20 protein-coding genes and 1 pseudogene are annotated in these 26,840 nt (G+C 69.9%); 11 read left to right on the top strand and 10 right to left on the bottom strand.

All coding sequences use genetic code 11. The annotated features are described in order from the left end of the window. Nucleotides 1–3: 3 nt before the first annotated feature. Nucleotides 4–1,785 (bottom strand): ABC transporter ATP-binding protein, encoded by a 1,782-nt coding sequence (locus ABZ833_RS07770; protein WP_361043147.1) that lies wholly within the window; start codon nucleotides 1,783–1,785, stop codon nucleotides 4–6. A gap of 149 nt (nucleotides 1,786–1,934) precedes the next feature. On the opposite strand from ABZ833_RS07770, the gene ABZ833_RS07765 reads away from it, so the two are divergent. From ABZ833_RS07765 to ABZ833_RS07755, 3 genes are all read left to right on the top strand, one after another. Then, nucleotides 1,935–2,378, top strand: coding sequence for a MarR family transcriptional regulator (locus ABZ833_RS07765; RefSeq protein ID WP_249592175.1), 444 nt, complete (start codon nucleotides 1,935–1,937; stop codon nucleotides 2,376–2,378). 54 nt (nucleotides 2,379–2,432) lie between these two features. After that, entirely contained in the window at nucleotides 2,433–5,351 is a 2,919-nt protein-coding gene (locus ABZ833_RS07760; RefSeq protein ID WP_361042517.1) for an FAD-binding and (Fe-S)-binding domain-containing protein, read from the top strand. Between the two features lie 153 nt (nucleotides 5,352–5,504). Continuing rightward, entirely contained in the window at nucleotides 5,505–6,974 is a 1,470-nt protein-coding gene (locus ABZ833_RS07755) for a Gfo/Idh/MocA family oxidoreductase (RefSeq protein ID WP_361042514.1), read from the top strand. On the opposite strand, the gene ABZ833_RS07750 is transcribed toward ABZ833_RS07755, so the two are convergent. The 3 genes from ABZ833_RS07750 to ABZ833_RS07740 form a co-directional block, all read right to left on the bottom strand. Further along, a complete protein-coding gene (locus tag ABZ833_RS07750) occupies nucleotides 6,913–8,340 on the bottom strand; it encodes a cation:dicarboxylase symporter family transporter (RefSeq protein WP_361042512.1) in 1,428 nt (475 codons plus the stop codon). The genes ABZ833_RS07755 and ABZ833_RS07750 overlap by 62 nt on opposite strands. Before the next feature lie 172 nt (nucleotides 8,341–8,512). Then, the gene (locus ABZ833_RS07745; RefSeq protein WP_361042509.1) at nucleotides 8,513–10,141 is read right to left on the bottom strand and encodes a peptide-N4-asparagine amidase; all 1,629 of its coding nucleotides are present in this window, start codon (nucleotides 10,139–10,141) and stop codon (nucleotides 8,513–8,515) included. A 33-nt stretch (nucleotides 10,142–10,174) separates the two neighbouring features. Beyond that, nucleotides 10,175–10,912: a L,D-transpeptidase family protein gene (locus ABZ833_RS07740; protein ID WP_361042506.1), complete on the bottom strand. Its 738-nt coding sequence runs from the start codon at nucleotides 10,910–10,912 to the stop codon at nucleotides 10,175–10,177. 292 nt (nucleotides 10,913–11,204) lie between these two features. Between ABZ833_RS07740 and ABZ833_RS07735 the strand changes: the two genes are divergently transcribed. The 4 genes and pseudogenes from ABZ833_RS07735 to ABZ833_RS07720 form a co-directional block, all read left to right on the top strand. Then, nucleotides 11,205–13,046 (top strand): ABC transporter ATP-binding protein, encoded by a 1,842-nt coding sequence (locus tag ABZ833_RS07735; protein ID WP_361042504.1) that lies wholly within the window; start codon nucleotides 11,205–11,207, stop codon nucleotides 13,044–13,046. Beyond that, a complete protein-coding gene (locus ABZ833_RS07730; protein ID WP_361042501.1) occupies nucleotides 13,043–14,824 on the top strand; it encodes an ABC transporter ATP-binding protein in 1,782 nt (593 codons plus the stop codon). Before ABZ833_RS07735 ends, ABZ833_RS07730 begins: the two co-directional genes overlap by 4 nt. A 153-nt stretch (nucleotides 14,825–14,977) precedes the next feature. Beyond that, nucleotides 14,978–15,895: a viomycin phosphotransferase gene (gene vph, locus ABZ833_RS07725; protein ID WP_361043145.1), complete on the top strand. Its 918-nt coding sequence runs from the start codon at nucleotides 14,978–14,980 to the stop codon at nucleotides 15,893–15,895. A gap of 53 nt (nucleotides 15,896–15,948) precedes the next feature. After that, nucleotides 15,949–16,243: pseudogene (locus ABZ833_RS07720) on the top strand (hypothetical protein); the annotation flags it as partial. 101 nt (nucleotides 16,244–16,344) lie between these two features. On the opposite strand, the gene ABZ833_RS07715 reads toward ABZ833_RS07720, so the two are convergent. After that, on the bottom strand, nucleotides 16,345–17,139 hold the full coding sequence (locus ABZ833_RS07715; protein ID WP_249592166.1) for a metal-dependent hydrolase: 795 nt from the start codon (nucleotides 17,137–17,139) through the stop codon (nucleotides 16,345–16,347). A 121-nt stretch (nucleotides 17,140–17,260) separates the two neighbouring features. Here ABZ833_RS07715 and ABZ833_RS07710 point away from each other — a divergent pair, with 121 nt between their 5' ends. Further along, on the top strand, nucleotides 17,261–19,774 hold the full coding sequence (locus ABZ833_RS07710) for a DUF3516 domain-containing protein (protein WP_361042499.1): 2,514 nt from the start codon (nucleotides 17,261–17,263) through the stop codon (nucleotides 19,772–19,774). 40 nt (nucleotides 19,775–19,814) lie between these two features. Continuing rightward, a complete protein-coding gene (locus ABZ833_RS07705; protein WP_249592164.1) occupies nucleotides 19,815–20,720 on the top strand; it encodes an acyl-CoA thioesterase II in 906 nt (301 codons plus the stop codon). 10 nt (nucleotides 20,721–20,730) lie between these two features. Here the strand turns inward: ABZ833_RS07705 and ABZ833_RS07700 are convergent, their stop codons facing one another. Then, entirely contained in the window at nucleotides 20,731–22,995 is a 2,265-nt protein-coding gene (locus ABZ833_RS07700; RefSeq protein WP_361042495.1) for an MMPL family transporter, read from the bottom strand. A gap of 233 nt (nucleotides 22,996–23,228) precedes the next feature. On the opposite strand from ABZ833_RS07700, the gene ABZ833_RS07695 reads away from it, so the two are divergent. Then, nucleotides 23,229–23,726 carry a tetratricopeptide repeat protein gene (locus ABZ833_RS07695; protein WP_361042493.1) on the top strand — a complete coding sequence of 166 codons (498 nt, stop codon included), beginning with the start codon at nucleotides 23,229–23,231 and terminating at the stop codon, nucleotides 23,724–23,726. A gap of 36 nt (nucleotides 23,727–23,762) precedes the next feature. Here ABZ833_RS07695 and ABZ833_RS07690 read toward each other — a convergent pair whose 3' ends face one another. Both ABZ833_RS07690 and ABZ833_RS07685 read right to left on the bottom strand, forming a co-directional pair. Further along, entirely contained in the window at nucleotides 23,763–24,764 is a 1,002-nt protein-coding gene (locus tag ABZ833_RS07690; RefSeq protein WP_361042491.1) for a DUF6397 family protein, read from the bottom strand. Nucleotides 24,765–24,874: 110 nt separating this feature from the next. Then, nucleotides 24,875–25,288 (bottom strand): roadblock/LC7 domain-containing protein, encoded by a 414-nt coding sequence (locus tag ABZ833_RS07685; RefSeq protein WP_249592161.1) that lies wholly within the window; start codon nucleotides 25,286–25,288, stop codon nucleotides 24,875–24,877. 93 nt (nucleotides 25,289–25,381) lie between these two features. Here ABZ833_RS07685 and ABZ833_RS07680 point away from each other — a divergent pair, with 93 nt between their 5' ends. Next, nucleotides 25,382–25,810: a PPOX class F420-dependent oxidoreductase gene (locus ABZ833_RS07680; protein WP_361042487.1), complete on the top strand. Its 429-nt coding sequence runs from the start codon at nucleotides 25,382–25,384 to the stop codon at nucleotides 25,808–25,810. A 24-nt stretch (nucleotides 25,811–25,834) separates the two neighbouring features. Here the strand turns inward: ABZ833_RS07680 and ABZ833_RS07675 are convergent, their stop codons facing one another. Next, nucleotides 25,835–26,440 (bottom strand): ATP/GTP-binding protein, encoded by a 606-nt coding sequence (locus ABZ833_RS07675; protein WP_249592159.1) that lies wholly within the window; start codon nucleotides 26,438–26,440, stop codon nucleotides 25,835–25,837. Continuing rightward, nucleotides 26,421–26,834 carry a DUF742 domain-containing protein gene (locus tag ABZ833_RS07670; protein ID WP_361042484.1) on the bottom strand — a complete coding sequence of 138 codons (414 nt, stop codon included), beginning with the start codon at nucleotides 26,832–26,834 and terminating at the stop codon, nucleotides 26,421–26,423. The genes ABZ833_RS07675 and ABZ833_RS07670 overlap by 20 nt, the downstream gene beginning before the upstream one ends. Between the last annotated feature and the right edge of the window lie 6 nt (nucleotides 26,835–26,840).

Genomic DNA, 26,840 nt, shown 5'->3' with positions numbered 1-26,840 from the left:
TCTTCATCTTGCTGGCTCCAGTTGGGCGTCTCTGCGAACCAGGGCGGCGTAACGGCCGTCCTTCGCCAGAAGCTCCTCGTGGGTGCCGCGCTCGGTGCTCCGGCCCGCGTCAAGGACCACGATCTGGTCGGCGCCGCGGACCGTGGAGAGCCGGTGGGCGATCGTGAGCGTCGTCCGGTCGGCGGACAGGGCGTCGATGGCTTCCTGCACGGCGTGCTCGGTGTGCGTGTCCAGGGCGCTGGTCGCCTCGTCCAGGATGAGCACGGGCGGATCGCGCAGGATCGTCCGGGCGATGGCGAGGCGCTGCTTCTCGCCTCCGGAGAAGCGGTGGCCGCGCTCGCCGACCACCGTGTCGTACCCGTCGGGCAGGGAGGCGATGTGGTCGTGGATCTGGGCAGCGCTCGCGGCCGCGACCAGTTCCTCGTCCGTGGCGTCGGGCTTGGCGAAGCGGAGGTTCTCGGCGACCGAGGCGTGGAAGAGATACGTCTCCTGGGAGACGACGCCGACGGCGCGGGCCAGCGTGTCGAAGTCCAGGTCGCGTACGTCGACGCCGTCGATCGTCACGCGGCCGCCCGTCACGTCGTACAGCCGGGGCACCAGATAGCTGAGAGTCGACTTTCCCGAGCCGGTGGGGCCGACGACGGCCAGGCTGCCGCCCGCGGGGACGGTGATGTCGATGCCGTCGAGGATCGGGCGGCTCTGGCCCTCGTCCGTGTCGTAGCGGAACTCGACGTCCTCGAAGCGGACTTCGCCCTTGATGGTGTCCAGGCGCACCGGGCTCTCGGGCTCGGTGATGTCGATGGGCAGGTCGAGATACTCGAAGATGCGCTGGAAGAGCGCGAGCGAGGTCTGGATCTGCACGCCGGTGGAGAGCAGGCTCACGGTGGGCCGGAACAGGCCCTGCTGGAGCGAGACGAAGGCGACGAGCGTGCCGATCGAGACCGTCGGGCCGCCCATCTGGAAGGCGAGGCCCGCGGTCCAGTAGATGACGGCGGGCATGGCGGCCATGACGATCGAGATGACGGCCATGCGCCAGCGACCCGCCATGTTCGAGCGGACCTCGAGGTCGACCAGCTGCTCGGACTCGTCGGCGAAGGACTTGGTGAGCGAGTCGGAGCGGCCCATCGTGCGGCCGAGCAGGATGCCGCTGACGGAGAGCGACTCGGTGACCGTCGCGGCCATCGCGGCCATCTGCTTCTGCCGCTGAGTGGCTATCTTCTTGCGTTCGCGGCCGACCCGGCGGCTGATCCACACGAAGACGGGCAGCAGGAGCAGCGAGACGACCGTGAGCCGCCAGTCCAGGGCGAGCATCGCGACGATGGTGGCAATCACGCTGGTGAGGTTCGAGACCAGGGAGGTGGCGGTGGAGGTGACCGTCGCCTGCATGCCGCCGATGTCGCTGGCGATGCGGGACTGGACCTCACCGGTGCGGGTCCTGGTGAAGAAGGCGAGCGACATGCTCTGCAGGCGGCCGTAGACCGCGGTGCGCAGGTCGTGCATGACGCGCTGCCCGACCGTCGTGCTGATCAGGGTCTGCAGGACGCCGAAGACGCTCGTGACGACCGCGCTGAGGATCATCCCGAGGGCGAGCAGGCTCAGCAGGCCCGTCCGTCCCTGCGGGATCGCGGTGTCGAGGATCTCCTTCAGGAGGAAGGGGGTGGCGACCGAGACCAGGGAGGCGGCGCCGACCAGCAGGCCGACGATCGCGAGGCGGGCGCGGTAGGGGCGGAAGAGGCGCAGGATGCGGCGGATCTGCCGCGGCTGTTCCTCTTGGCCGGGGGCCAGGGGCTGCGGTGTCCACTTGGGTTCGTCGGGACGCAATGGGCTCCTACGGGAGGCGGGACGGCAGTCGGCAGACGACCGACAACGATTGAGGGAGCATAGCTCACTGTTACCTATACTCACAATGCACATGGTCCTGATAATGTTCCTGCATGAACACCCCGGACGCCGACGGACTCCTCGCCGAACAGCTGCTGCGGCTGACCCGCAGGCTGCACCGCATCCAGAAGCGCCATCTGGTGCCGATCGGCATCACCCCGGCCCAGTCGCGCCTGCTCCGCACCCTCGTGCACTACGACACGCCGCCCCGCATGGCCGACCTCGCCCAGCGCCTCGAAGTGGTCCCGCGCGCCGTGACGAGCCTGGTCGACGGCCTGGAGGCCAGTGATCTCGTGCGTCGCGTCCCCGATCCCACCAACCGCAGGGTGATCCGCATCGAGCTCACGGACGCGGGAGGCAAGGCACTCAGGCAGCTGCGCAGCGCGCGCCGGGCCGCCGCAGAGGACATCCTGGCTCCACTGGACGCCGAGCAGCGCGAGCAGCTGGGCGGACTGCTGAACGCACTGCTGGATGTGCCGGACGTCCGCCGCTGCTGACCCCCGCCCGCCGTCCGGCGCCGCCTGACCGTCCGACCCCGCCGAGGAGAGCTCATGCCGCTGCTGGAGCCCACGCCGGAAGCCCTGCGCCCCGCCTCGCACCCCCGGGGCCCGGCCCACGACCGGGTGCCGGACCGGCAGGCCGCGGGCACCCCCGAGCCGCTGCGCTCGGAGCTGACCGCGCTGCTCGGCGCGGACAAGGTCCTGACGAAGATCTCCGACCTCGTCCGGTACGCCTCCGATGCGAGCCCCTACCGCTTCGTGCCGCAGGTCGTGGTCGTCGCCGAGGACATCGACGACGTCTCCGCCGTCCTGTCGTACGCGCACGGCAGGAGCCGCGAGGTCGTCTTCCGCGCGGCGGGCACCTCGCTCAACGGCCAGGCCCAGGGCGAGGACATCCTGGTCGACGTGCGCAAGCACTGGGCGGGCGTCGAGGTCATCGGCGAAGGCGAGCAGGCGCGCATCGGTCCCGGCACGACGGTCCTGCGGGCCAACGCCACGCTCGCCCGGCACGGACGCGTGCTCGGCCCCGACCCGGCGAGCGCCATCGCCTGCACGATCGGCGGGGTCGTCGCGAACAACGCGTCCGGCATGACGGCGGGCACCACCCGCAACTCGTACCGCACGGTGGCCTCGCTCACCTTCGTCCTGCCGACCGGCACGGTCGTCGACACGGCGGACCCGGACGCCGACGAAGAGCTGGCCCACGCCGAACCGGCCCTGTGCGAGGGCCTGCTGGCGATCAAGCGGGAGATCGAGGCGGACCAGGAGCTCACCGCCCGTATCCGCGCCAAGTACGAGATCAAGAACACGAACGGCTACCGCCTTGACGCGTTCCTGGACGGTGCGACGCCCGTCGAGATCCTGCGTGGCCTGATGGTCGGCTCCGAGGGCACCTTCGGGTTCATCTCGGAGGTCGTCTTCGACACGCTTCCGCTGGACCGGCAGGTCACCACGGGTCTGCTGTTCTTCCCCTCGCTGACGGCCGCCGCGGCGGCCGTCCCCCTGTTCAACGAAGCGGGCGCGCTGGCCGTGGAGCTGATGGACGGCAACACCCTGCGCGCCTCGACCAGCGTCGCGGGAGTGCCCGCCGACTGGGCGCGGCTCCCGAAGCCGACGGCCGCGCTCCTGGTGGAGTTCCGCGCGCCGGACGAGGCGCGCCAGGAGGCGTACGAAGCGGCGGCCGCCGAGGTCGTCGAGGGGCTCGAACTCGTCGCGCCGGTCGCCTCGGTGACCAACGCCTTCACCCGTGACCTCAAGACGATCGGGGGCTATTGGAAGGCCCGCAAGGCCTTCGTGACGGCGGTCGGCGGCTCGCGGCCCTCCGGGACGACGCTGATCACCGAGGACTTCGCGGTACCGCCGTCCCGGCTCGCCGACGCTTGTGAGGCCCTCCTCGAGCTCCAGACGCGGCACGGCTTCGACGCGGCCGTCGCGGGCCATGCCGCGCACGGCAATCTGCACTTCCTGCTCGCCTTCGACGCGGCTCTTCCGGCGGACGTGGAGCGCTATGCCGCGTTCATGGACGAGTTCTGCGCGCTCACCGTCGAGCGGTTCGACGGCTCACTCAAGGCCGAGCACGCGACGGGACGCAACATCGCGCCGTTCCTGGAGCTCGAATGGGGCCCGAAGGCCACGGAGTTGATGTGGCGCACGAAGCAGGTCATCGACCCGGACTGCGTGCTCGCGCCGCGCATCGTCCTGGACCGCGACCCGAAGGCCCACCTCCGCGGCCTGAAGACGATCCCCAAGGTGGAGCTGATCGCGGACCCCTGCATCGAGTGCGGCTTCTGCGAACCGACCTGCCCCAGCGAGGACTTGACGACGACTCCGCGCCAGCGGATCGTGCTGCGCCGCGAGATGATGCGCCAGGCGCCCGGTTCCCCGGTCGAGGACGGCCTGGTGGAGGCGTACGGATACGACGCCGTGGACACCTGCGCCGGCGACTCGACCTGCAAGCTGGCCTGCCCGGTGGGGATCGACACGGGCGCCCTGATGAAGGACTTCCGGCACGCACGGCACTCGCCGCGCGAGGAGAAGGTGGCCGCTGTCGCCGCCAGGAACTTCAAGGCCGTCGAGGCCGCCGCACGCCTGGCCGTGGCCTCCGCCGACCGGATCAGCGACCGGCTCCTGACCACGGTGACACGCGCCGCACGCAAGGCGGTCCGCCCCGATCTGGTCCCCGAATGGCTGCCGGACATCCCGGGGGCAGCCGCCCGCAAGCTGCCGCGCACCTCGCGCGTGGGTGCCGACGCCGTCTACTACCCGGCGTGCGTCAACCGCATCTTCGGGAGCCCGGGTGACCGTTCCCTGCCGGAGGCGGTGGTCGCCGTCTCCACGCGCGCGGGAAGGCCCGTCTGGATTCCGGACGATGTCGCGGGGACGTGCTGCGCGACGATCTGGCACTCCAAGGGGTACGACGAGGGCAACGCGGTCATGGCCAATCGCATCATCGAGGCGGCCTGGGGCTGGACGGCGGGCGGCAGGCTGCCGCTCGTGGTGGACGCCTCGTCCTGCACGCTCGGTATCGCGCATGAGGTCGTGCCGTATCTCACCGCCGACAACCGGCAGTTGCACCGGGAGCTGAACGTCGTCGACTCGCTCGTCTGGGCCGCGGACGAGCTGCTCCCCCACCTGACCGTGCACCGCACGGTCGGCTCCGCCGTCCTGCACCCCACCTGCTCCATGAGTCACCTCGGCGACGAGGCCCAGCTGCGCGCCGTCGCCGAGGCCTGCGCGGACGAGGTGGTGGTCCCGGACGACGCGGGCTGCTGTGCCTTCGCCGGTGACCGCGGCATGCTGCACAAGGAGCTGACGGAGTCGGCCACCCGCAAGGAGGCGGCGGAGGTCACCGCCCGTCCCTTCGACGCGCACCTCTCGGCGAACCGCATGTGCGAGGTGGGCATGGACCACGCCACGGGCCGCGCCTACTACTCCGTACTCCTGGAGCTGGAGCGCGCGACGCGTCCGTGAGCGCCGCCCCGCCAGGACACCCGCACAAGACGCCCCTCAGCCGAGGCGCGAAATAAATCCAACTCCCTGGCCACTTCGGTCCCTTGCGCCACGCCCGTCCCCGCATCAGGGTGGCATCCGTTCCAGCGCAGGCATCCAAGCCACGGAGGTCCGATGCACGACGAGCACGCCATACCGAACCCTGACGAGTCCGCGACCCCTGACGACTCCGCCGACGGCGCCTCCCGCCGTGCCGTGCTCCGCACCGCGGGCCTCGCCGGAGCCGGGCTCGGCCTCGGCGCCCTCACCGGCGGCACGGCCCACGCCGACGCCCCGCAGGGTGCTCCCGCGGCGCCCGCCGAGGCGGTGACGGCCGCGGATGCGCCGCCCCGCAAGGGCAAGACCATGGTCGGCGTACCGTTCGAGCGGCGCTCCACGGTGCGTGTCGGCATCGTCGGGCTCGGCAATCGCGGCGGCAGCATGATCGACCTGTTCCTGGCGGTCCCGGGAGTGAAGGTCGTCGCGCTCTGCGACCCGGTCAAGGACAAGACGGCGGCCGCCGCGAAGAAGGTCACCGACGCGGGCCAGCCCGCCCCGGCGACGTACACCAAGGGCGATCACGACTTCGAGAACCTGTGCAAGCGCGGGGACATCGACTTTGTGTACGTGGCGACGCCCTGGGACTGGCACTTCGACATGGCCAAGACGGCGATGCTGAACGGCAAGCACGTCGGCGTGGAGTGTCCGGTCTCCCTCCAGCTCGACCAGCTCTGGGAACTGGTCGACCTCTCCGAGCGGACCCGCAGACACTGCATGCAGTTGGAGAACTGCTGTTACGGCAAGAACGAGATGCGTGTCCTGCGCATGGCCCACGCGGGCAAGTTCGGTGATCTGCTGCACGGGGCGGGCGCGTACAACCACGACCTGCGCGGCCTGATGTTCGACCCGGACTACTACGAGGGCCCGTGGCGGCGTCTGTGGCACACGCGGCTGCGCGGTGACCTCTACCCCAACCACGGCTTCGGCCCGGTCTCCAACTACATGGACATCAACCGCGGGGACCGCGTCACCCACATCTCCAGCTTCGGCACGCCCGCCCTCGGTCTGGCCGAGTACCGCAAGGCGCACATGCCGGCGGGCGACCCGAGCTGGAAGGAGACGTACATCGAGAGCGACCGCACGATCAGCCTCGTGCAGACGGCGAAGGGGCGGGTGATCCGTCTGGAGCACGACGTCTCGACCCCCCACCCCTACAGCCGCATCAACAGCCTCGGCGGCACCAAGGGCGTCTTCGAGGACTATCCCGAGCGCATCTACATCGAGCCGGACCACACGAACGACGAGTGGGGCGACTTCGGCAAGTACGCCGAGGACTTCGACCACTGGCTGTGGAAGGAGCACTCCAATCCGCCGGGCGGGCACGGCGGCATGGACTACATCATGATCTTCCGTCTGATGCAGACCATGCAGCTCGGCCTCGTGCCCGACTTCGACGTCTACGACGCCGCGGTCTGGACGTCGCCCGTCCCCCTGAGCCATCTGTCGATCAAGGCGAAGGGCGCGCCGCAGGCGATCCCGGACTTCACTCGCGGGATGTGGAAGAAGGAGCGTCCGGGAGTGGACTCGGAGAAGCCGCAGGGGTAAGGGACTTGGGCTCACCGGGCCCGGCGGTGCTGATGTCAGCGCTGCCGGGCTCCTCCGCCTGCTCGGGCACGAACGCGATCTCGCCGCCGAGGACCTTCTTGGCCCGCGCCGTGTCCAGCGCACCCTCCCAGCGCGAGACCACGAAGACCGCGACGCAGTTGCCGAGCAGGTTCGTGGCGACGCGCATGGCGTCCATGATGCGGTCCACGCCGAGCAGCAGGGCGACCGCACCGGCCGGGATGACCCCGAGCGCGGAGGCGGTCGCGGACAGCGCGAGGAACGCCGAGCCGGGCACGCCCGCCATGCCCTTGCTGGTCAGCATCAGGACGAGGACGACCGTGATCTGCTGGCCCAGGCTCAGGTCCACACCCACGGCCTGCGCGATGAACAACGTGCCGACGGAGAGATAGATGGAAGCGCCGTCGAGGTTGAAGGAGTACCCCGTCGGCAGGACCAGGCCCACCGCGTCGTCGCGGCAGCCCGCCTGGCGCAGCTTCTGCATCATGCGCGGCATGACGGCCTCGCTGGAGGCCGTGCCGAGCGCGAGCAGCATCTCCTCGCGGGTGTAGCGCACGAACTTCCACAGGCTCAGACCCGTCAGCGCCTTCAGGGCCACGGCGAGCAGGACGAGGAAGATCAGGGCAACCGCGTAACAGACACCGATGAGCTTGCCGTACGTCGACAGGGCGCCGAGACCGTACTCCCCCACCAGATGCGCGGTGGCGCCGAACACGGCGAGCGGTGCCAGCTTCATGATGAAGCCGACGATCGCGAAGACGACCTCCTGGCCCTGCTCGATGGCGGGCAGGATCGCGGGGACCTTCGTGTTGCCGAGATGCAGCAGCGCCGCGCCCACCAGGCAGGACAGCACGAGGACTTGGAGCAGCGAGTTCTCGGCGAAGGCACCGATCGCGCTGTCGGGCAGCGAGTGCAGGATGAACTCGCTGGTCGAGGGCAGCTCACCGCCGCCGGTCTTCGCGTCGACCGCGGACGCGTCGAGTGTGGCGGGGTCGACGTTCATTCCGGCGCCGGGCCTGACGAGGTTCCCGGCGAGCAGGCCGACGACGAGGGCGATCGTGGTCGCGACCTCGAACCAGATGAGGGCCTTGATCCCTATGCGCCCGAAGGCCTTGAGATCTCCGGCCTTGGTGATGCCGGCGACGACCACGCAGAACACAAGCGGGGCGATCATCGCCTTGATGAGACGTACGAAGCCGTCGCCGAGCGGTTGGACGGCGGTGCCCACGTCGGGCCACAGCCTCCCGACGAGGACTCCGAGCACCAGCGCGCTGGCGACCTGCGCGAACAGTGAGGTTCGCAATGTGCGTGCTACGCGTCGCGGTAGGGACGGTACGGACTGCGGCACGGGCACTCCCGTAGTTCGACTTCACGTGACTTCTGCCATACGGAACTTTGTTTCCGCGAGGCGCCACTATGGCGGAGTGCCCGCTTCCGCAGAAGACCTCCAGATCACATCGGCGTAAATCTTGGATCTTGCTCCAAGAGCCGGGGCGGAGGGAGGGGATCAAGGGAGGGGATCAGCAGCGCAGCCGGTTCACCGTGAGAGCACCCTGTTCGGTGGCCAGCGTGCGGTCGTGGCAGCCGCCGTCGCCGTACACGCGATAGCGCTCACGAGACGTACCGACGGCGTGCCGGTCCTCGCGCGGGGCGTTGGCGGTGTACGTCGCGTCTCCTTCGTAGCGGTCGTCGGTGACCGTACGAGCGGTGCGGCGCCCATCGTTCCTGACGACGGTCTCCGCCCGGTCGCCGAGGGCGATCTCGGTGCGCAGCCGGTCACCGGCGCCGAGCGTCGTCGTGCCGTCCATCGTGTACGTCCGGTCGGTGCGGGTCACGCGGCCGTCCCGGGTGACCGTCTCGCGGTCGGTCCAGGTCGACTTGAGCGCGTCGGTGGTCTCGCCCTCGGTCCAGCGGTGGACGGAGGTGTTGGCCAGCGCCCGGGTGACGGTCGTCTTGACGCGTCCGTGGGAGGTGTCGACGTAGCCCGAGACGCTGAGCCGGTGGCTGCCCGAGGTGTCGAGACGGTGCTCGCGCTCCGGCGAACCGGGCGTGTACATGGCCTGGTTGGTGAGGTCGCCCGCCTTGTGCGCGGTCAGCTTGCCGGTGACGTGCTCGCTCTTCTCGTCCTGCCAGACGAGGACGTTGGTCGGGGTGTGCCAGCCGGTCGTCGCCTCCGGCCTGCCGGCCACGGACACCTCCACCTGGTGCGGGCGGCCGTCGTTGAGCAGCCCGGCGAAGGGCGTCAGGTCGTACTCGATGGGTTTGATGTCGAAGGCGCGGGGGCCCGGAATCACGTGCCACAGGAAGGGGTTGGACCAGCCGCCCGTCCACACGGTCGGGAACGGCGTGGCGACACCGGCGAGTTGGCCGTCGACCGAGACCTGCACCTCGCGATAGGGCCCGTCCTCGGCCTTGCAGGAGTAGGGCGCCGCGTCCGGGACCGTCAGATACCAGTACTCCTCGCAGCCGCCGCCGGAGCCGGTCGCGTAGACCTCGGCGACGATGCGCTCGCTGTTGCGCGGGGTGGTGAGGGTGGTGCCGTCGCCCAGCGGCAGGACGCGGTCCGGGGGCGCCTGCTCGTGCTCGGCGCCCTTCTGCGCCGCGTGGTTGACCCCCTTCTGCGCCGCGTAGAACGTCAGGGTCGCCTTGACGTCGATGACGCCGGTGTACGTCTCGTTGACGACGTTCCCGATGAGCATCTCGACCCGCTGGTCGCGCGCCAGGGTCTCGCGGTAGCGCGTGACGTCCGTCTCCACGGACCAGGAGATGCCGTCGACGGACGGCTCGGGGGTGGACGTCCGGAAGACCTCGACACCGCCCACGCGGAGATAGCCGAGGCGGTCGTACTGCCGCCCCTTGACCTTGCCATCGAGGCGCAGGACGACCTTGCCCCAGTCGCCCGCGCCGCATTTCGTGGGCGGGCTGTAGGCGCCTTCGTAGGGCGTGAAGTCCTTGAACTGCGCCTCAGCCAAGGTCACTTCGCAGGACTTGGTGTGCGGCTTCGGGACGGGCGGAGCGGCCGTGATCGGGTCGTGCCAGTCGTTGCCGAACTCCGGTGGGGGCGTGTCGGCCGCCGCCGGGCCCGCGCTGAAGAGTGTGCTCGCCGCGAGGGTGACCCCGGCGAGCATGGACATGACGCGTCTTCTCATGGGGGATTTCTATGCCCGACAGGCCCCGCGGAGCTAGCCCTTCAAGTTCGCCTTGTCCCCCATCACCACGACCGGGTGCCGCTTCGGGTCGAGGGTCTTCAGGAGGTACTCCATGCCCGGCTTCGACAGACTCACGCAGCCCGACGTGCCGCTGCCGTGGTCCATGTGCAGCCAGATGCTGCCGCCCTTGGACTGGCCCTGGGGGCGGGTCGGGTCGTTGGGCGGAGTGCCCTTGGCGCGGTTGTAGTCGATGGCGATGACGTAGTCGAAATCGTGCCAGTGCGTCTTGGGCCAGTAGTGCGGGGCCTGCATCGACGTGCTCTGGGTGTACGGGAGTTCGGCGCCCGGGTCGGCGAGGACGCCGCCCGCGTCGGTGAGCGTGTAGACGCCGACCGGGCTGCGCTTGTCGTTCTCGCGATGGTCGGTGGTCCAGCCCTTTTTGCCGTTGTGCGCGGCCCAGCTGCGGGTCTTGTCCCACGTCGAGCCGGACTTCTCGTACAGGACGACAGTGGACTTCGCCGAGTCCTCACCCTGGCCGTAGACCGCCACGACCTGCCGGGAGTTCTTCGGGATCTCGTTCTGGAGGCGGTCACCCACGTCGGGGATGCGCTTGAGGTCGGTCGTCGGTGGCGCCCCGGCTCTCTTCGCCCGGCCCGCGTCGTCCTTCTTCCCTCCGGCGTTCGCCCCGCCGTCCCCACTGCCACAGGACGTCAGAAGAACACCGCAGGCCGCGACCGCGGCCACCGCTCGCACCGCACCGGCTATACGCATCCGTCCATGGTCGCACCCGGTTCACGCGAGCCGTCCCGGCGCCCGGCCCCGGGCGGAGAAGGGGCCGAATCTTTACTCCCCGACGGAAAACCGTTTGCTTCGCGCCACCGTCCGAGGCGAACCTTTCACGGCCTGTTACCGCCGCTCGATGTCAGTTGCCTCCGCCTTGGAGCAGCCCCTCCACCCGATCACCACTGTCCGCGCACCACCATTCGCGCACCACCGTCCGTTCACGCCGGCACGCTCCGCCGAACCGACGGTCTGTCTCTCCGACCCTGGGACGTCACACGTCATGCAGATTCGCGATCTACCGTTCACCGACCCGGGCATGCCGGATGCCCGCTCGGGCCCTCACTTCCTGCGCTGGCTCGGGCGCAACCAGCTCGGCGGCCAGCTGAAATCACTCGCCTGGGGTCTCCTGCACTTCGGCTCGATCGCGGTCCTCCCCTACCTCGTCGGACTCGCCGTGCAGGCCGTGGTCGACCGCTCAGGGGAACGACTCGCCGTGGCGGGCGCGATGATGACGCTGAGCGGCATCGCCATCGCCCTGGGCGACACCATGCTGCACCGCACGGCGGTCACCAACTGGATCACCGCCGCCGCCCGCGTCCAGCAGCTCCTCGCCCGCAAGACCGCGCAGCTCGGCTCGGCGCTCACGCGGCGCGTCGCCGCCGGTGAGGTGGTCGCGGTCTCCACCGGTGACGTCGAGAAGATCGGCTGGTTCGTGGAGGCCGCCTCGCGGTTCACGGCGGCGGCTCTCACGGTCGTCTTCGTCTGCGTGGGCGTCGTCTTGTACCAGCCCGCACTCGGCGTCGTCGTCGCGGTGGGTGTCCCGGTGCTCGCGCTCACCGTGCTGCCGCTGCTGCCGCGCGCCACCCGGCGGGCCGACCATCAGCGCGAGAAGGCCGGGCGCGCCACAGAGCTTGCCTCGGACACCGTGGCGGGTCTGCGGGTGCTGCGCGGCATCGGCGGCGAGGAACTCTTCCTCGACCGCTACCGCCGCGCCTCGCAGGAAGTGCGTACGGCCGCGGTGCGCAGCGCCCGGATGTGGGCGGCGATCTCGGCGGTCCAGGTGCTGATGCCGGGGCTGCTCCTGATCGCGGTCGTCTGGCACGGCGTGCACCTGGCCCGCGAGGGCCGGATCACCATCGGCGAGCTGGTCACCGTCTACAGCACGGTCACGCTCCTGACCTACCCCTTGCGGCACTTCGAGGAGATCGCGATGGCCTACAGCTTCTCGCGCCCCTCGGCCAAGCGGGCCGCCCGGGTGCTCTCGCTCCAGCGCACGACGCATGCCGGTGACGGGTCGCAGGACGGCACGGACACGGCCGCGGGCGGCCGGAGCGGCGACGTGGAGATGCCCTCGGGTGATCTCTACGACCCGGCGACCGGACTCCTGGCTCCCTCGGGCCGGCTCACCGCCGTCGTGTGCGGCGACCCGGACGAAGCGGGGCGGCTCGCCGAGCGACTCGGTGGGCACGCGGCGTTCGACGACGCGGAGAAGCTGCCGTCCGTGCTGCTCGGCGGGGTGGCGCTCGACGAGCTGCCGCTGGCCACCGCCCGCACCGCCGTCCTCGTGCAGGACAAGGACCCGGTCCTGCTCTCCGGCACGCTCCGCGGACTGCTCGACGTACCGGCGTCGGGAGCGGTGAGCGCCGACGACGCCCTGGTGGCCGCGCAGTGCGCGGACGTCCTGGACGCCCTGGCGCAGGCCTCGGTGGACGAGACCCCGATGGACGCCCACGTCACCGAGCGCGGGCGATCCCTGTCGGGCGGGCAGCGCCAACGCCTCGCGCTGGCCCGTTCGTTGGTCACCGATCCCGAGGTCCTGGTGCTCGACGAGCCGACGTCAGCCGTCGACTCGCACACCGAGGCGCGGGTCGCCGAGGGCGTCAAGGGGCTGCGCAAGGGACGTACGACCGTGGTCCTCACGTCGTCGCCGCTGCTCCTGGACCGTGCCGAGCGTGTGGTCTTCCTCCATGAGGGCGAGGTCGTGGCGGTGGGCGAACACCGCGAACTGGTGCACAGCGAGCCGCGCTACCGGGCGGTCGTGACGCGCGAGACCGACGAAGAACGGGCGCCTCAGGCGCGGACCGACACCAACATCGGCATCGACATCGAGGAGACGGCATGATCGGCCTGGCGCCACCGGAGTACGACCCGGCGGCCCCGACCACCGCGGACACCTTGCCCGTGGGCGCGCCCGCGACGGTAGGGGCCTACGTACGCGAGCTGTTCAAGCGGCACCGCCGGGCCTTCGCCCTGCTCGTCACGGTCAACACCTGCGCCGTGGTGGCCTCCATGGCCGGTCCCTACCTGCTGGGCGATCTGGTCCAGAACGTCTCGGACAGCGCCCGCGACCTCCATCTGGGGCGCACCATCGGGATCTTCACCGTGGCATTGGTCGTGCAGGCCGTCTTCGTCCATCAGGTGCGGGTGCGCGGCGCGATGCTCGGTGAGCGGATGCTGGCCGATCTGCGCGAGGACTTCCTCGTCCGTTCGGTCGGGCTGCCGCCGGGCGTGCTCGAACGGGCCGGGACGGGAGATCTTCTCTCCCGGATCACCACGGACGTCGACCGGCTCGCGAACGCCATGCGGGAGGCGGTGCCGCAGCTCGCCATCGGCGTGGTGTGGGCCGCGCTCCTGATCGGCGGTCTCGCCGTGACCGCGCCGCCGCTGGCGCCCGCTCTCCTCGTCGCGGTGCCTCTCCTCGTCGTCGGATGCCGCTGGTACTTCAAGCGGGCGCCCTCCGCCTACCGTTCGGAGGCCGCCGGATACGCCGCCGTCGCCGCCGCCCTCGCCGAGACCATCGACGCGGGGCGGACGGTGGAGTCGCACCGGCTCGGCGAGCGCCGTGTGAAGCTGTCGGAACGCCGCATCAAGGAATGGACGGCGTGGGAACGCCACACCCTCTACCTGCGCTCCGTCCTCTTCCCGGTCATCACCTTCACGCACACCCTCGTGCTCTGCTCCGTCCTGATGATCGGCGGCGTGTTCGTCCTGCAGGGCTGGATCAGCGTCGGCCAGCTGACGACGGGGGCGCTGATCGCGCAGATGCTCGTCGACCCGCTGGGGCTCATCCTGCGCTGGTACGACGAGCTGCAGGTCGCCCAGGTCTCGCTCGCTCGCCTCGTGGGCGTACGCGACATCGAACCGGACGCGGGCGACGGCTCCGTCACTCCCGATGGTCGCCATGTCCTCGCGGACGACGTGCACTTCGGCTACCGCGCGGGCGTCGACGTCCTGCGCGAGGTGTCGCTCGCCGTCGAGCCTGGTTCGCGTGTCGCCCTGGTCGGACCGTCCGGCGCGGGCAAGTCCACCCTCGGCAGGCTGCTCGCCGGGATCTACGCACCGCGCGACGGCCACGTGACGCTGGGCGGAGCCGAGCTGTCGGCCATGCCCGCCGAAGAGGTCCGCTCGCACGTGGCGCTGGTCAACCAGGAGCACCACGTCTTCGTGGGCTCCCTGCGCGACAACCTCCTCCTCGCCAGGACCGGGGCGCAGGACGCGGAGCTGTGGGCGGCTCTCGGCGCGGTCGACGCGGACGGCTGGGCACAGGGTCTGGGCGAGGGCCTGGACACCGAGGTGGGCTCGGGCGGCTTCGCCCTCACCCCGGCACAGGCCCAGCAGATCGCGCTGGCCCGCCTGGTCCTCGCCGACCCGCACACCCTGGTCCTTGACGAGGCGACCTCGCTCCTGGACCCGCGCGCGGCACGCCACTTGGAACGCTCCCTCGCCCGCGTCCTCGACGGCCGCACGGTCGTGGCCATCGCGCACCGGCTGCACACCGCGCACGACGCGGATGTCATCGCGGTGGTCGAGAACGGCCGGATCAGCGAGCTGGGCAGCCATGACGAACTGGTGGGGGCGGGGGGTGCGTACGCGGCGCTCTGGCGGTCCTGGCATGGATAGTCCGTCCCGGGCGGCGAGCGGACCTGAGGCAGGCGGGCGGCGGGCGAACTGGTTGCAGGCGAGTCGGCGGCGGGCGAGCCTGTGGTGGGTGAACCGGCTGCAGGCGAGCCGGTGGCGGGCGAGCCTGTGGCGGGCGTGAGTTCCTCTCGCTTCGTGCCGGGCGTGTCGCATCAGGCTCTGCTGAGTCGCCTGCTGCCCGATGACGTGGTGGCTGAACTGCCCGTTCTCCAGGGGCAGTTCCACCATGTGGTGATCGGCTCGGACCGTGTGGTGCGCTTCGCCCGCACCGAGGCGGCAGCCGCCCGGCTGACCACTCGGGCGGCCGTCCTCGGCGTGCTCGCCGGGCTCGGCCTCGGCTTCCGCACACCCGAGCCGCTGCTGGCCGGCGGTGCTCCAGGCACGGACGAGCCGCCGTACCTGGTGCTCAGCCGCGTCCCCGGAGCACCACTGGCCGATGGCGTACTCGACCGCCCCGAGGTGGCCGATTCGGTGGCGGCGCAGTACGCCACGTTGCTGACCGCCCTCGCCGACGCGGGCTCCGACGAGGCAGTCCGAGCGGCGCTGCCGCATGCGCCCGCGGACGAGTGGCGGAGGTTCGCGGCGGACGTCCGCGCGGAGCTGTTCGGCCTCATGTCCGACGCCGGGCGGCTTCGTGCCGAACGGGAGCTCGCGGCGCTCGACCGCCTTCCCCACGTCACCAGGGCGCTGGTGCACGGCGACCTCGGCGGCGAGAACGTGCTGTGGGACGACGCCGCGGGGTGGCCACGGCTCAGCGGGGTCGTGGACTGGGACGAGGTCACGCTCGGCGATCCGGCGGAGGACCTCGCGGCGGTGGGCGCCAGCTGCGGCGGCGAGCTACTGAACCAGGTGCTGGAACGTATGCTCGCGCTGGGCGGCTCGTCGACGGCCGAAGGAGGGGTCGCCACGGACGACGGTTGGATGGTCACGGACCACGGAGTGGCCACACGCGCCGCCACGATCCGCGGCAGCTTCGCCTTGCAGCAGGCGCTGGCCGCGCTGCGCGACGGTGACGAGGAGGAGCTGGCGGACGGGCTTGCCGGGTACGTCTGAGGCACAGGGACCTCGCTATGCAGACCTCGCCGGTACGGAACTCGAGTGCACCGTTGACCCGCCTGCCGGATGACCCGCCGCCACGTATCACCGAAGACGACCGCGACAAAGCCGTGCTGCCCACCTTCGAGACCAGGCGCCGCCGCCGGACGGATCCAGTGACGCGGCGCCTGGCGGGTGCCTCGCCCCCTCAAGGTCGAGTCCGCGTTCGGAAGCGTGCACCTGGACCAGGCTCAGGCGGTCTTCGAGCATCCGGCGGTCGACATCGAGCTGCAACTCTGCTCCGGCAAGGCGAGGATCATGGTCCCCCGCGACGCGATCGTCGAGGTCGAGGATCTGCGCACGGAGTAGAAGGACGCGCGCTACACGCCCTCGCGGCGGTCCCGCCCGGGCGGACCGGGAGTGCCGGGCGGACCGGCACTCCTCCTGTCCGCAGGCGGGACCCGCCCTCAGATGAAGTTCAGCGCGGCCGCGCCGCCCACTCCCCCGAGCAGCATGAAGGCCGGCATCAGCACCTTCAGCTCGATCCAGCTGCCCGCCCGGAACCGCATCAGCTTCGGCGGCCCGATGGGGTACCAGCGCTTGCGCCCGATGGGGATGGGCCACAGGATCGGGCAGCCGGAGACCGTGAGCGCGTCCCCGATGTCGTGCACCAGGGCGCCGAGCACGATCGGAAGCCCCAGCCACAGGTACTCCTGGCCCGGAGCGGTGAACAGCCAGTCCGCACCGTTCCCGGGCTTGTCCAGGACTCCGGCCAGGATCCAGGCGCTCGTCGCGGCGAGCAGCCACACCAGCACATCGCTGCTCGAGCCACGCGCGGCCCGCCACAGCAGGCCCTCGATGGCGAGCACCATGTGGACGAAGAGCAGCGCGAGAACGGCCCAGCGGCCGCCGAAGATGGCCAGGCCCGAGGCCCCCGCCCCGATAAGAACCGCCCACAGCCAAGTGTGCGTGAGGGTGCGGTGCCCGCCCGCACGGCGCGGGTCGCCCTGCTTGCGGGTCGCCTTGTAGACGGCCGCCGAGAGCTTGTCGACGATCTCGCACAGGCCTCGGGAGACCGGCCCGAAGGCCCGCGAGATGGTCGCCGATTTGTGGTCGAGGTCGGGTGCGAGCGCGGCCCCGGCGCAGATCAAGGCTCCGACGAGGAGAACCGGCCAGGGCATCGTGTGCCCCGCCGCCGCCGCGGCCGCTCCGACGCCGAGCCAGGCCGCCGCCCCCGACAGTGAGTGTGCCGGACCCATCATGGCTGTTCCCCGCCTCATTTCCGTTGTACTGACGCCCCGTTGGCGACACAGCGTAGCGTTCGTGATCTTCGTACGAACCGCCGGTTCCCTGATCGGGTGAGAAGGAAGGCAAGATGGGGGTGTGACACTTATTGATCAGCTGCCGCCGGATGCCGACCCCGATGCTCTCTTCGAAGCCTTCTCCTCGTGGGCCGAGGGCCAGGGGATCACTCTCTATCCGGCTCAGGAGGAGGCGCTGATCGAGGTGGTCTCCGGAGCCAACGTGATCTTGTCCACGCCGACCGGGTCCGGAAAGAGCCTGGTCGCGGCGGGTGCGCACTTCACGGCGCTGGCCCAGGACAAGGTCACCTTCTACACCGCGCCGATCAAGGCACTGGTGTCGGAGAAGTTCTTCGACCTGTGCAAGCTCTTCGGCACCGAGAACGTCGGCATGCTGACCGGCGACGCGTCCGTGAACTCCGACGCGCCCGTCATCTGCTGCACGGCCGAGGTCCTCGCGTCCATCGCGCTGCGGGACGGCAAGCACGCCGACATCGGCCAGGTCGTGATGGACGAGTTCCACTTCTATGCCGAGGGCGACCGCGGCTGGGCCTGGCAGATCCCGATCCTCGAACTGCCGCAGGCGCAGTTCATCCTCATGTCCGCGACGCTCGGCGACGTCTCGATGTTCGAGAAGGACCTGACGCGCCGCACGGGACGCCCCACCTCGGTGGTCCGCTCCGCGACACGCCCGGTCCCCCTCTCGTACGAATACCGTCTGACGCCGATCACGGAGACGCTCACCGAGCTCCTGGAGACCAAGCAGGCGCCGGTCTACATCGTCCACTTCACGCAGGCACAGGCCGTCGAGCGCGCGCAGTCGCTGATGAGCATCAACATGTGCACCCGTGAGGAGAAGGACAAGATCGCCGACCTGATCGGCAACTTCCGCTTCACCACCAAGTTCGGCCGCAACCTCTCGCGGTACGTACGCCACGGGATCGGCGTGCACCACGCGGGCATGCTGCCCAAGTACCGGCGGCTCGTCGAGAAGCTGGCGCAGGCCGGTCTGCTGAAGGTCATCTGCGGCACGGACACCCTCGGCGTCGGCGTCAACGTCCCGATCCGTACGGTGCTGTTCACCGCCCTCGCCAAGTACGACGGCACGCGCGTGCGCACGCTGCGCGCCCGGGAGTTCCACCAGATCGCGGGCCGCGCGGGACGTGCGGGCTTCGACACGGCGGGCCTCGTCGTGGCGCAGGCGCCCGAGCACGTCATCGAGAACGAGAAGGCACTCAACAAGGCGGGCGACGACCCGAAGAAGCGCCGCAAGGTGGTGCGCAAGAAGGCACCCGAGGGCTTTGTGGGGTGGACCGAGGAAGGGTTCGACAAGCTCATCAATTCCGAGCCCGAGCCGCTGACCTCCCGCTTCCGCGTCACGCACACCATGCTCCTCTCAGTGATCGCCCGTCCGGGCAACGCCTTCGAGGCGATGCGTCACCTCCTCGAGGACAACCACGAGCCGCGCAAGCAGCAGCTGCGGCACATCCGTCGCGCCATCGCCATCTACCGTTCGCTGCTCGACGGCGGAGTGGTGGAGAAGCTCGACGAGCCGGACGCATCGGGACGCATCGTGCGTCTGACGGTCGACCTCCAGCAGAACTTCGCGCTCAACCAGCCGCTGTCGACGTTCGCACTCGCCGCCTTCGACCTGCTCGACCAGGAATCCCCTTCGTACGCCCTCGACATGGTGTCCGTCGTCGAGTCCACCCTCGACGACCCGCGCCAGATCCTCGCCGCCCAGCAGAACAAGGCGCGCGGCGAAGCCGTGGCCCTGATGAAGGCCGACGGCGTCGAGTACGAGGACCGCATGGAGCGGCTCCAGGACGTCACGTACCCCAAGCCGCTGGAGGAGCTCCTCTTCCACGCGTACAACACCTACAGGACGAGCCACCCGTGGGTCGGTGACCACCCGCTCTCCCCCAAGTCCGTGATCCGCGACATGTACGAACGGGCGCTGACCTTCACGGAGTTCACGTCCTTCTACGAACTCGCCCGCACCGAGGGCATCGTCCTTCGCTACCTCGCGAGCGCGTACAAGGCTTTTGAGCACACCATCCCGGACGACCTGAAGTCCGAGGACCTGGAGGACCTCATCGCCTGGCTCGGCGAGATGGTCCGCCAGGTCGACTCCAGCCTCCTCGACGAGTGGGAGCAGCTCGCCAACCCCGAGGTCATGACCGCCGAGGAAGCCCAGGAGCGCGCCGACCAGGTCAAGCCGGTCACCGCCAACTCCCGCGCCTTCCGCGTCCTGGTCCGCAACGCGCTCTTCCGCCGCGTCGAGCTCGCCGCCCTCGACCACGTAGAGGAGCTCGGCGAACTGGACGCCGATTCCGGTTGGGACGCGGACGCCTGGGGCGCGGCCATGGACAAGTACTGGGACGAGTACGACGATCTCGGCACCGGTCCCGACGCCCGCGGCCCCAAGCTGTTGCTCATCGAGGAGGACCCGGAGCACGGTCTGTGGCGCGTCCGGCAGACGTTCGCCGACCCGAACGGCGACCATGACTGGGGCATCAGCGCGGAGGTCGATCTCGCGGCCTCCGACGAGGAAGGCCGCGCCGTCGTCCGGGTCACCGACGTCGGCCAGCTCTGAGCGCACCGAGCTTCCCCCGGACAGGAGTCGAGGAACCGTCATGAACAACCCCGCCGACCGTCTTGTCGATCTGCTGGACCTGGAGCAGATCGAGCTCAACATCTTCCGTGGCCGCAGCCCGCAGGAGTCCCTGCAGCGGGTGTTCGGCGGGCAGGTCGCCGGGCAGGCCCTGGTGGCCGCCGGTCGCACCACGGAGGGCGAGCGCCCGGTGCACTCGCTGCACGCGTACTTCCTGCGGCCTGGCCGTCCGGGCGTGCCGATCGTGTACCAGGTCGAGCGGGTGCGGGACGGGCGCTCCTTCACCACGCGCCGTGTCACCGCGGTCCAGCAGGGACGCACCATCTTCAATCTCACCGCTTCCTTCCATCAGCCCGAGGAGGGCGCTTTCGAGCACCAGTTGCCGCCGCGCATCACGGCTCCCGACCCCGAGACGCTGCCGACGGTCGCCCAGGAGATCACCGAGCATCTGGGCGAGCTCCCCGAGCAGCTGGAGCGCATGGCCCGGCGCCAGCCCTTCGACATCCGCTACGTGGACCGGCTGCGCTGGACCCCCGAGGAGATCAAGGACGCCGAGCCGCGCAGCGCGGTCTGGATGCGTGCGGTCGGCCCGCTCGGCGACGATCCCCTCGTCCACACCTGCGCGCTGACGTACGCGAGCGACATGACGCTCCTGGACGCCGTCCGCATCCCGGTGGAACCGCTGTGGGGCCCCCGAGGCTTCGACATGGCCTCGCTGGACCACGCCATGTGGTTCCACCGCCCCTTCCGCGCGGACGAGTGGTTCCTCTACGACCAGGAGTCCCCGATCGCGACGGGTGGCCGCGGTCTCGCACGCGGCCGTATCTACGACATCGAGGGCAGGCTGCTGGTCTCGGTCGTACAGGAAGGGCTTTTCCGGCCCTACGGGGAGCGGCACATGGACGGCCGCCCCTCGACGGGTTCGTAGGACGGTCGCGTCAGCCCGGCTTCTTGCCCGCTTCCACGGTCTGGCTCTCGCCCTCGGCGTCGATGTGCGGGAGCAGCCGGTCCATCCAACGAGGCGCCCACCAGGCGGCTTTGCCGAGGAGCGTCATGACCGCGGGCACCAGCAACAGGCGGACCACGGTGGCGTCGATGAGCACACTGGCCGCGAGGCCGAGCCCCAGCATCTTCACCACGATGTTGTCGCTGATGATGAACGCGGCGAAGACACTCACCATGATCAACGCGGCGCAGGTGATGACCCGTGCGGTGATCTCCAGGGCGTGGGCGACGCTCGCCTTCGCGTCCCGGGTGCGCATCCACGCCTCGTGGACCCGGGACAGGAGAAAGATCTCGTAGTCCATGCTCAGTCCGAAGACGATCGCGAACATCATCATCGGTACGTAGCTCTCGATCGGGACCTTCCCCGAGACCCCGAGCGCCGGCCCGCCCCATCCCCACTGGAAGACGGCCACGACCACCCCGTACGAGGCCGCGATCGACAGCACGTTGAGCACCGCGGCCTTGACCGCGACGAGCAGCCCTCGGAACACGACAAGGATGACGAGGAAGGCCAGGGCCACGACCACCGCGATGATCAGCGGCAGCTTCTTGGAGACGATCTCCAGGAAGTCGGCCTGCGCGGCGGTAGTCCCCGTGACGTACGTGCTCGCCTTCGTCCCGGACACCGCCTGCGGCAGCACGTCGTCGCTCAGGTGCTCGTGCAGCTCGGTGGTCCGCTCGTCCTGCGGAGCGGCCACCGAGTACGCCGTGGAGATCAGGACGTCGCCGTCCGATGTGGCCTTGAGCGGGGTGATCACGGCCGCGTCCGGTACGTCGGTGAGGGCCTTCTGCGCCTGGGACGCCAGTGCCGATCTGTCCGACTGGGGCACATCGGTCTGGTCGATGACGAGAGTCATCGGACCGTTCGAACCGGGTCCGAAGGCCGAGGACATCAGGTCGAAGGCGCGCCGGTCGGTGAAGGACTTCGGGTCCGCCCCGTCACCGATGTGCCCGAGCTGGATGAAGAAGACGGGGACCGACAGGACGGCGAGCACGACGGCGCCGCCGATGAGGAACCACCAGGGCCGTCGCTCCACGCGCTGCGCGTAGCGGTGCCAGCCGCCCTTGGATGCCTCACCTGTCGCGGTGTTCGTCTCGGCGATCGGGGCCCGCACCCGTAGCTTGTCGATCCGCCGCCCGATCAGTCCAAGCAGCGCCGGGACCAGTGTCAGGGCCCCCAGCACCGCCGTGACGACGGTGACCGCGGCGGCCAGGCCCAGCTTGCCGATGAACGAGATCCCGGAGACCCACAGACCGGACAGAGCGATGATCACTGTGCATCCGGAGACCAGTACCGCCCGGCCGCTGGTCGCCGTCGCATGCCCCGCAGCCGTGAACGGATCCTGGCCCAGGAGGTTCTGACGGTGGCGGGTGACCAGGAAGAGGGCGTAGTCGATCCCGACGCCGATCCCGATCATCGTGGCCAGCGTCGGCGAGACCGTGGCGAAGGTGAACGCGGCCGCCAGCAGGCCCAGGCAGGCAAGGCCGCACAACACGCTGACCAGCGCCGTCACCAGAGGCAGCAGCGCCGCGAGCACGCTGCCGAATCCGATGAGGAGCACCACGATCGCCACACCGAATCCGATGGCCTCGCTCGTCCGGTCGTCCGGCTCCGGCCTGGCCAGCTCGCCCAGCGGACCTCCGTACTCCACTTCCACACCGGCGGAACGCAGCGGCTGCACCGCCTTGTCGACGCCGTCCAGGTATTCGTCGCCGAGGGTGGAGGGCTGCACGTCGAAGCGGACGGTGATGTAGCCCGTCTTTCCGTCGGAGGACAGCGGCCCGACGTTCGGTGTGCCCGCGGGCTGCTGCTGCGCGGGCAGCGGGCTCTGCGCGGACAGCACGTGAGGAAGCTTCTGCAGGCTGCTGACGGCCGAGCCGACCTGGTCACTCACCTCACTGAGGGGCTTGTCCGAGTCGTGCAGTACTACCTGGGCGCTGTATCCGCCGGCCGCGGGCTCGTGTGCCTTGAGGACGTCCAGGCCCGCCTGCGACTGGGTGCCGGGCAGGGAGAAGTCGTCGGAGTACTCACCGCCGTAGGCGTGGTTCAGTACCTGCAGCCCGACCAGAGCGGCCAGCCACACCACGATGACGGTCACGCAGTGACGGGCGCACCACTGCCCGATGCGCCGGAGCCGGCCCCGCTGTGGCGGCGAACCGCCCGGCCGTGGCTCACGCGGCCCATGTGACACAGACATGCTTGCTCCCGTAGGCATAGGTCACTTCGGATTCAACGCAAGGGCAGCGCTCTCGGCACCCGGAGGCGGGGAAACGGGTGACGTTCCCGCGCGCGCCGTACTGTCCCGAAAAGGAACTAGCCTGCTGACAGCGACGGCACGGAACGTGCGCGATGGACGGACAGGACATCGGTGCCTCCGATCGCCTGGGGTGAGGCAGAGGAAGGGATGGGGCATTGACCAGGGACGAGGACATGACGAGGGACCGCGACCGCCTGCTCGCCGAGGCCATTCGGCTGCGCGAGGACGGTCGCCGCGAGGAGGCACGGCAGCGGCTGCTGGCCCTGTGCGAGCAGTTCCCCCAGGACCCGGATGTGGCGTACCAGACCGCGTGGGTGCACGACGCACTCGGTCTTGAGGCCGAGGCGGTGCCGCACTACGCACGAGCGGTCGAGGGTCCAGGCCTTTCTCCCGATGACCGCCGGGGGGCGCTCCTCGGCCTGGGCAGCACCTACCGCGTCCTTGGCCGGTATCCCGAAGCCGTCGTGACCTTGGGTGACGCGGTGTCCGAATTCCCCGACGACGCCGCCCTCAAGACCTTTCTGGCCATGGCCCTCTACAACACCGGCCGGGCACACGCCGCGATGGAGCTCCTCCTGACCGTGCTCGCCGCCACCAGTCAGGACCCGGGCATCGTCGGCTACCGGCCCGCGATCGAGCACTACGCCAAGGATCTCGACGCCACCACGTAACGGCGCTGCCCGCGGGCCGTCCCCGCGCCCGTCTGGCTACGCTCCCCTGCGGCGCATCCACTTGAGGAGGCCTCGTGGCTCCGGCGCCCGCCCTCTCGTCTCTTGCTCGGGCAGTGCGGTGGGTGGTGCCTCGTGATCCGGCCCGGGGTGAGCGCTTGGCTCAGTATCGAGCTCTGCCCGGGGCCGGGGGCCGGAAGCGGACTCGTGATCCGGTGCCGGCACGGGAGCAGGCTTTGACTCGGGCCGCGGTGCCGGGCGCTCCCCTCGGGCCTGGGAGAGGCCGATGGTCAGGTTCGCCCGCAGCCAGCGGATCTCGTCCGGGTCGTCCGCGGTCGTGATCTTCTGGATGATCCGTCCCGCCGGTGTATCCGGCGCTCCCTGACCGCCGAAGAGCTCGGGCATGAGCCTGCGCACATAGGCGCGTTCGTACGGATCCTTGATGATTTCCGCGATCTGGGCCGGGTCGAGCAGCGAGGCCACGGCCGCGGCGCGCTCCCAGGGGTCGTCGGACTGCCGCAGCAGCGCTCCCGCGTGGCGGCCTCGCCAGTTCCGCGCCCGCAGGTCGACGCCTGCCTCCAGTTGGGCGCGGATCGTGCCAGGGGCTCGGCCGGTGAGGAGTCCGGAGTTGGCCTCGGCCTCGGCGAACTGCCTCAGTTCCTCGGCCAGATACAGCCAGACGACGGCTCGATACCTGTTCAGGTAGAACTTCACCGGCGTGACGAAACCCGCGCGAGTGAGCCGAGTGAATCGGGCCGTGGAGATGTCCATCAGAGCCGCACCCTCCGTGGTCCCCACGGCTCTGATGCGCTCCACCCATGCTTCGGGAAAGCCCTCCCCGGCACGGACTCGCTCGATCTCCTCGCGTGTGACGCGGCGCCGTCCACCGACCGTGTCGCTGACGGTGCGGATGCGCCCCAGCATCACGGCGAGCTCGAACTCGCCGCGTTTCAGACCCAGTTCCCGTGCCGCGCGGCTCTGCGTGACCGATGTCCGCGCTGCCGTGTCAGCGGCTTCTTGCGTGATCGTGTGACCTGTCATGGTGGTTCTCCCCCGTGAGGCGTCTTTGCTCTCGGGAAAAACCGTAGCGCGATCACCGCGACCCGCGCCGAGCCTGTGGATAACTCTCGCCGCGTCGACGTTTCAGCTGGTCAGAGGTCTACCACAGGCGTCCGCTCCGGCTGCCGGGCGCCCACGCCGAGATGCTCGCCGACACGATTGACGAGAAGTGTCATCTCGTACGCGACCTGACCGATGTCCGCCTCGGCGGAGCTGAGGACGCACAGGCAACTGCCGTCGCCGGCCGCGGTGACGAACAGCACCGCGTCGTCGAACTCGATCATCGTCTGGCGCACGTTGCCGGCCCGGAAGTGCCGCCCTGAGCCCTTGGCCAGGCTGTGCAGACCGGATGAGACCGCGGCCAGATGTTCCGCGTCTTCCCGCTTCAGCTCGGAGCTCGCTCCGGTCACCAGGCCGTCGTTGGACAGCACCAGCGCGTGCCGTACGGGCTCCATGCGCTCGGTCAAGTCGTCGAGCAGCCAACCGAGCCCCGTGTTCTGCACCATGTTCCCGTCTCCCCGCCTTCTGTTCCCCCTGGCCGGAGGAACTGACCTGCCAGCCTTCCCCACCATCGGCGCCTCGGCAAGCATGATGAGGACATGGCACAGAAGATGACCGAGGACCAGTGGCGGGCTTTCGTCTCGCAGGGCACCCGTACCGGCAAGCTGTCGACCGTCCGGGCGGACGGCAGCCCGCATATCGCACCGATCTGGTTCCTGTTGGACGGGGACGAGTTGGTGTTCAACACCGGGGCGGAGACCGTCAAGGGGCGGAATCTGGCGCGGGACGGGCGCGTCGCCCTGTGTGTGGACGACGACAGGCCTCCGTTCGCGTTCGTGGTCCTGCAAGGGCAGGCGCGGCTGATCGACGATCTCGACGAGGTACGGCACTGGGCCGGCAGGCTCGGCGCCCGCTATATGGGCGAAGGGCGCGCCGAGGAGTTCGGTGAGCGCAACGGCGTGCCCGGTGAACTCCTCGTGCGCGTCAAAATCGACAAGGTGGTCGCACGCGGCGCCGTCGCCGACTGACGCCTGAGCTCACGCTCCGGCGTCTCAGCCCACCGTGTCGAGCAGCCGGGCGGTATGCATCCGCCCGGCGTACTCGACCAGGCGTATCAGCACCTCCTTTCCCGAATCGCGGTCCCGTGCGTCGCACAGCACCACGGGGGTGCCGCGGTCGAGGTCCAGGGCCCGTGACACCTCGTGCGCACCGTACGTACGCGCGGTCGCGAAGCAGTTGACCGCGACCACGAACGGAATGTGCCGATGCTCGAAGTAGTCGACGGCGGGGAAGCAGTCCTCGAGCCGTCGGGTGTCCGCGAGGACGACGGCACCGAGCGCGCCCTGGGACAACTCGTCCCACAGGAACCAGAAACGGTCCTGCCCGGGTGTACCGAAGAGGTACAGCGACAGGCCCGACCTGATGGTGATGCGGCCGAAGTCCATGGCGACGGTCGTCGTGGTCTTGCGGTCGACTCCGCCGGTGTCGTCCACCGACTGGCCCGCCTCGCTGAGCAGTTCCTCGGTGCGCAGCGGGCGGATCTCGCTGACCGCGCCGACCAGGGTGGTCTTGCCCACCCCGAAACCGCCCGCGACCAGAATCTTCAACGCCATGGCGGTCGTGTCGTCGCCGCCGGCATCAGAGCGCTCGGAGCCCATCGATCACCTCTCGCAGGATCTTCTCGTCGGGCAGCTGTGCGGGTGGCACGGGTCGGCTCACCTTCACGCAGCCCATTTCCAGCAGGTCGCCGAGCAGCACTCTGACCACGCCCACGGGCAGATCGGCGTCGGCCGCAAGTTCGGCGACCGACTGGGTCTCGGTGCGGCACAGTTCGATGAGCGACCGGTGTTCCGGTCCGAGCGCGGTCTCGTCCCCGGGGCCCGGGGCGTTCTGATCCAGCGTGACGAGCGCGATCAGATCGAAGCGCGCTCCGCCGGGCCCCGGTTGGGTCCGTCCGCCCGTCATCGCGTAGGGGCGGACCAGTGGTCCGGCCTCCTGGTCGTACCACTGGCTGCCCGCGTCGCGCGGGACGCCGCTCCTGTCCTCGGTCATCTGTGT

Origin of the sequence: Streptomyces sp. NPDC047525 (assembly GCF_040643025.1) — a bacterium.
Taxonomy (GTDB): Bacteria; Actinomycetota; Actinomycetes; order Streptomycetales; family Streptomycetaceae; genus Streptomyces; species Streptomyces durmitorensis.
Note: the sequence above shows the minus strand (reverse complement) of the source record. Positions and strands in the feature narration are given on the sequence as shown.

What these genes read in the sequence shown, in the direction of transcription:
- ABZ833_RS07760 (WP_361042517.1), top strand. Translation starts at nt 2,433, where the DNA reads ATGCCGCTGCTGGAGCCCACGCCGGAAGCCCTGCGCCCCGCCTCGCAC.
- ABZ833_RS07685 (WP_249592161.1), bottom strand. Translation starts at nt 25,288, where the DNA reads ATGGTGCAGAACACGGGGCTCGGTTGGCTGCTCGACGACTTGACCGAG.
- ABZ833_RS07700 (WP_361042495.1), bottom strand. Translation starts at nt 22,995, where the DNA reads ATGTCTGTGTCACATGGGCCGCGTGAGCCACGGCCGGGCGGTTCGCCG.
- ABZ833_RS07680 (WP_361042487.1), top strand. Translation starts at nt 25,382, where the DNA reads ATGGCACAGAAGATGACCGAGGACCAGTGGCGGGCTTTCGTCTCGCAG.
- ABZ833_RS07740 (WP_361042506.1), bottom strand. Translation starts at nt 10,912, where the DNA reads ATGCGTATAGCCGGTGCGGTGCGAGCGGTGGCCGCGGTCGCGGCCTGC.
- ABZ833_RS07670 (WP_361042484.1), bottom strand. Translation starts at nt 26,834, where the DNA reads ATGACCGAGGACAGGAGCGGCGTCCCGCGCGACGCGGGCAGCCAGTGG.
- ABZ833_RS07690 (WP_361042491.1), bottom strand. Translation starts at nt 24,764, where the DNA reads ATGACAGGTCACACGATCACGCAAGAAGCCGCTGACACGGCAGCGCGG.
- ABZ833_RS07705 (WP_249592164.1), top strand. Translation starts at nt 19,815, where the DNA reads ATGAACAACCCCGCCGACCGTCTTGTCGATCTGCTGGACCTGGAGCAG.
- ABZ833_RS07755 (WP_361042514.1), top strand. Translation starts at nt 5,505, where the DNA reads ATGCACGACGAGCACGCCATACCGAACCCTGACGAGTCCGCGACCCCT.
- ABZ833_RS07745 (WP_361042509.1), bottom strand. Translation starts at nt 10,141, where the DNA reads ATGAGAAGACGCGTCATGTCCATGCTCGCCGGGGTCACCCTCGCGGCG.
- ABZ833_RS07715 (WP_249592166.1), bottom strand. Translation starts at nt 17,139, where the DNA reads ATGATGGGTCCGGCACACTCACTGTCGGGGGCGGCGGCCTGGCTCGGC.
- ABZ833_RS07695 (WP_361042493.1), top strand. Translation starts at nt 23,229, where the DNA reads ATGACGAGGGACCGCGACCGCCTGCTCGCCGAGGCCATTCGGCTGCGC.
- ABZ833_RS07675 (WP_249592159.1), bottom strand. Translation starts at nt 26,440, where the DNA reads ATGGGCTCCGAGCGCTCTGATGCCGGCGGCGACGACACGACCGCCATG.
- ABZ833_RS07735 (WP_361042504.1), top strand. Translation starts at nt 11,205, where the DNA reads ATGCAGATTCGCGATCTACCGTTCACCGACCCGGGCATGCCGGATGCC.
- ABZ833_RS07730 (WP_361042501.1), top strand. Translation starts at nt 13,043, where the DNA reads ATGATCGGCCTGGCGCCACCGGAGTACGACCCGGCGGCCCCGACCACC.
- ABZ833_RS07765 (WP_249592175.1), top strand. Translation starts at nt 1,935, where the DNA reads ATGAACACCCCGGACGCCGACGGACTCCTCGCCGAACAGCTGCTGCGG.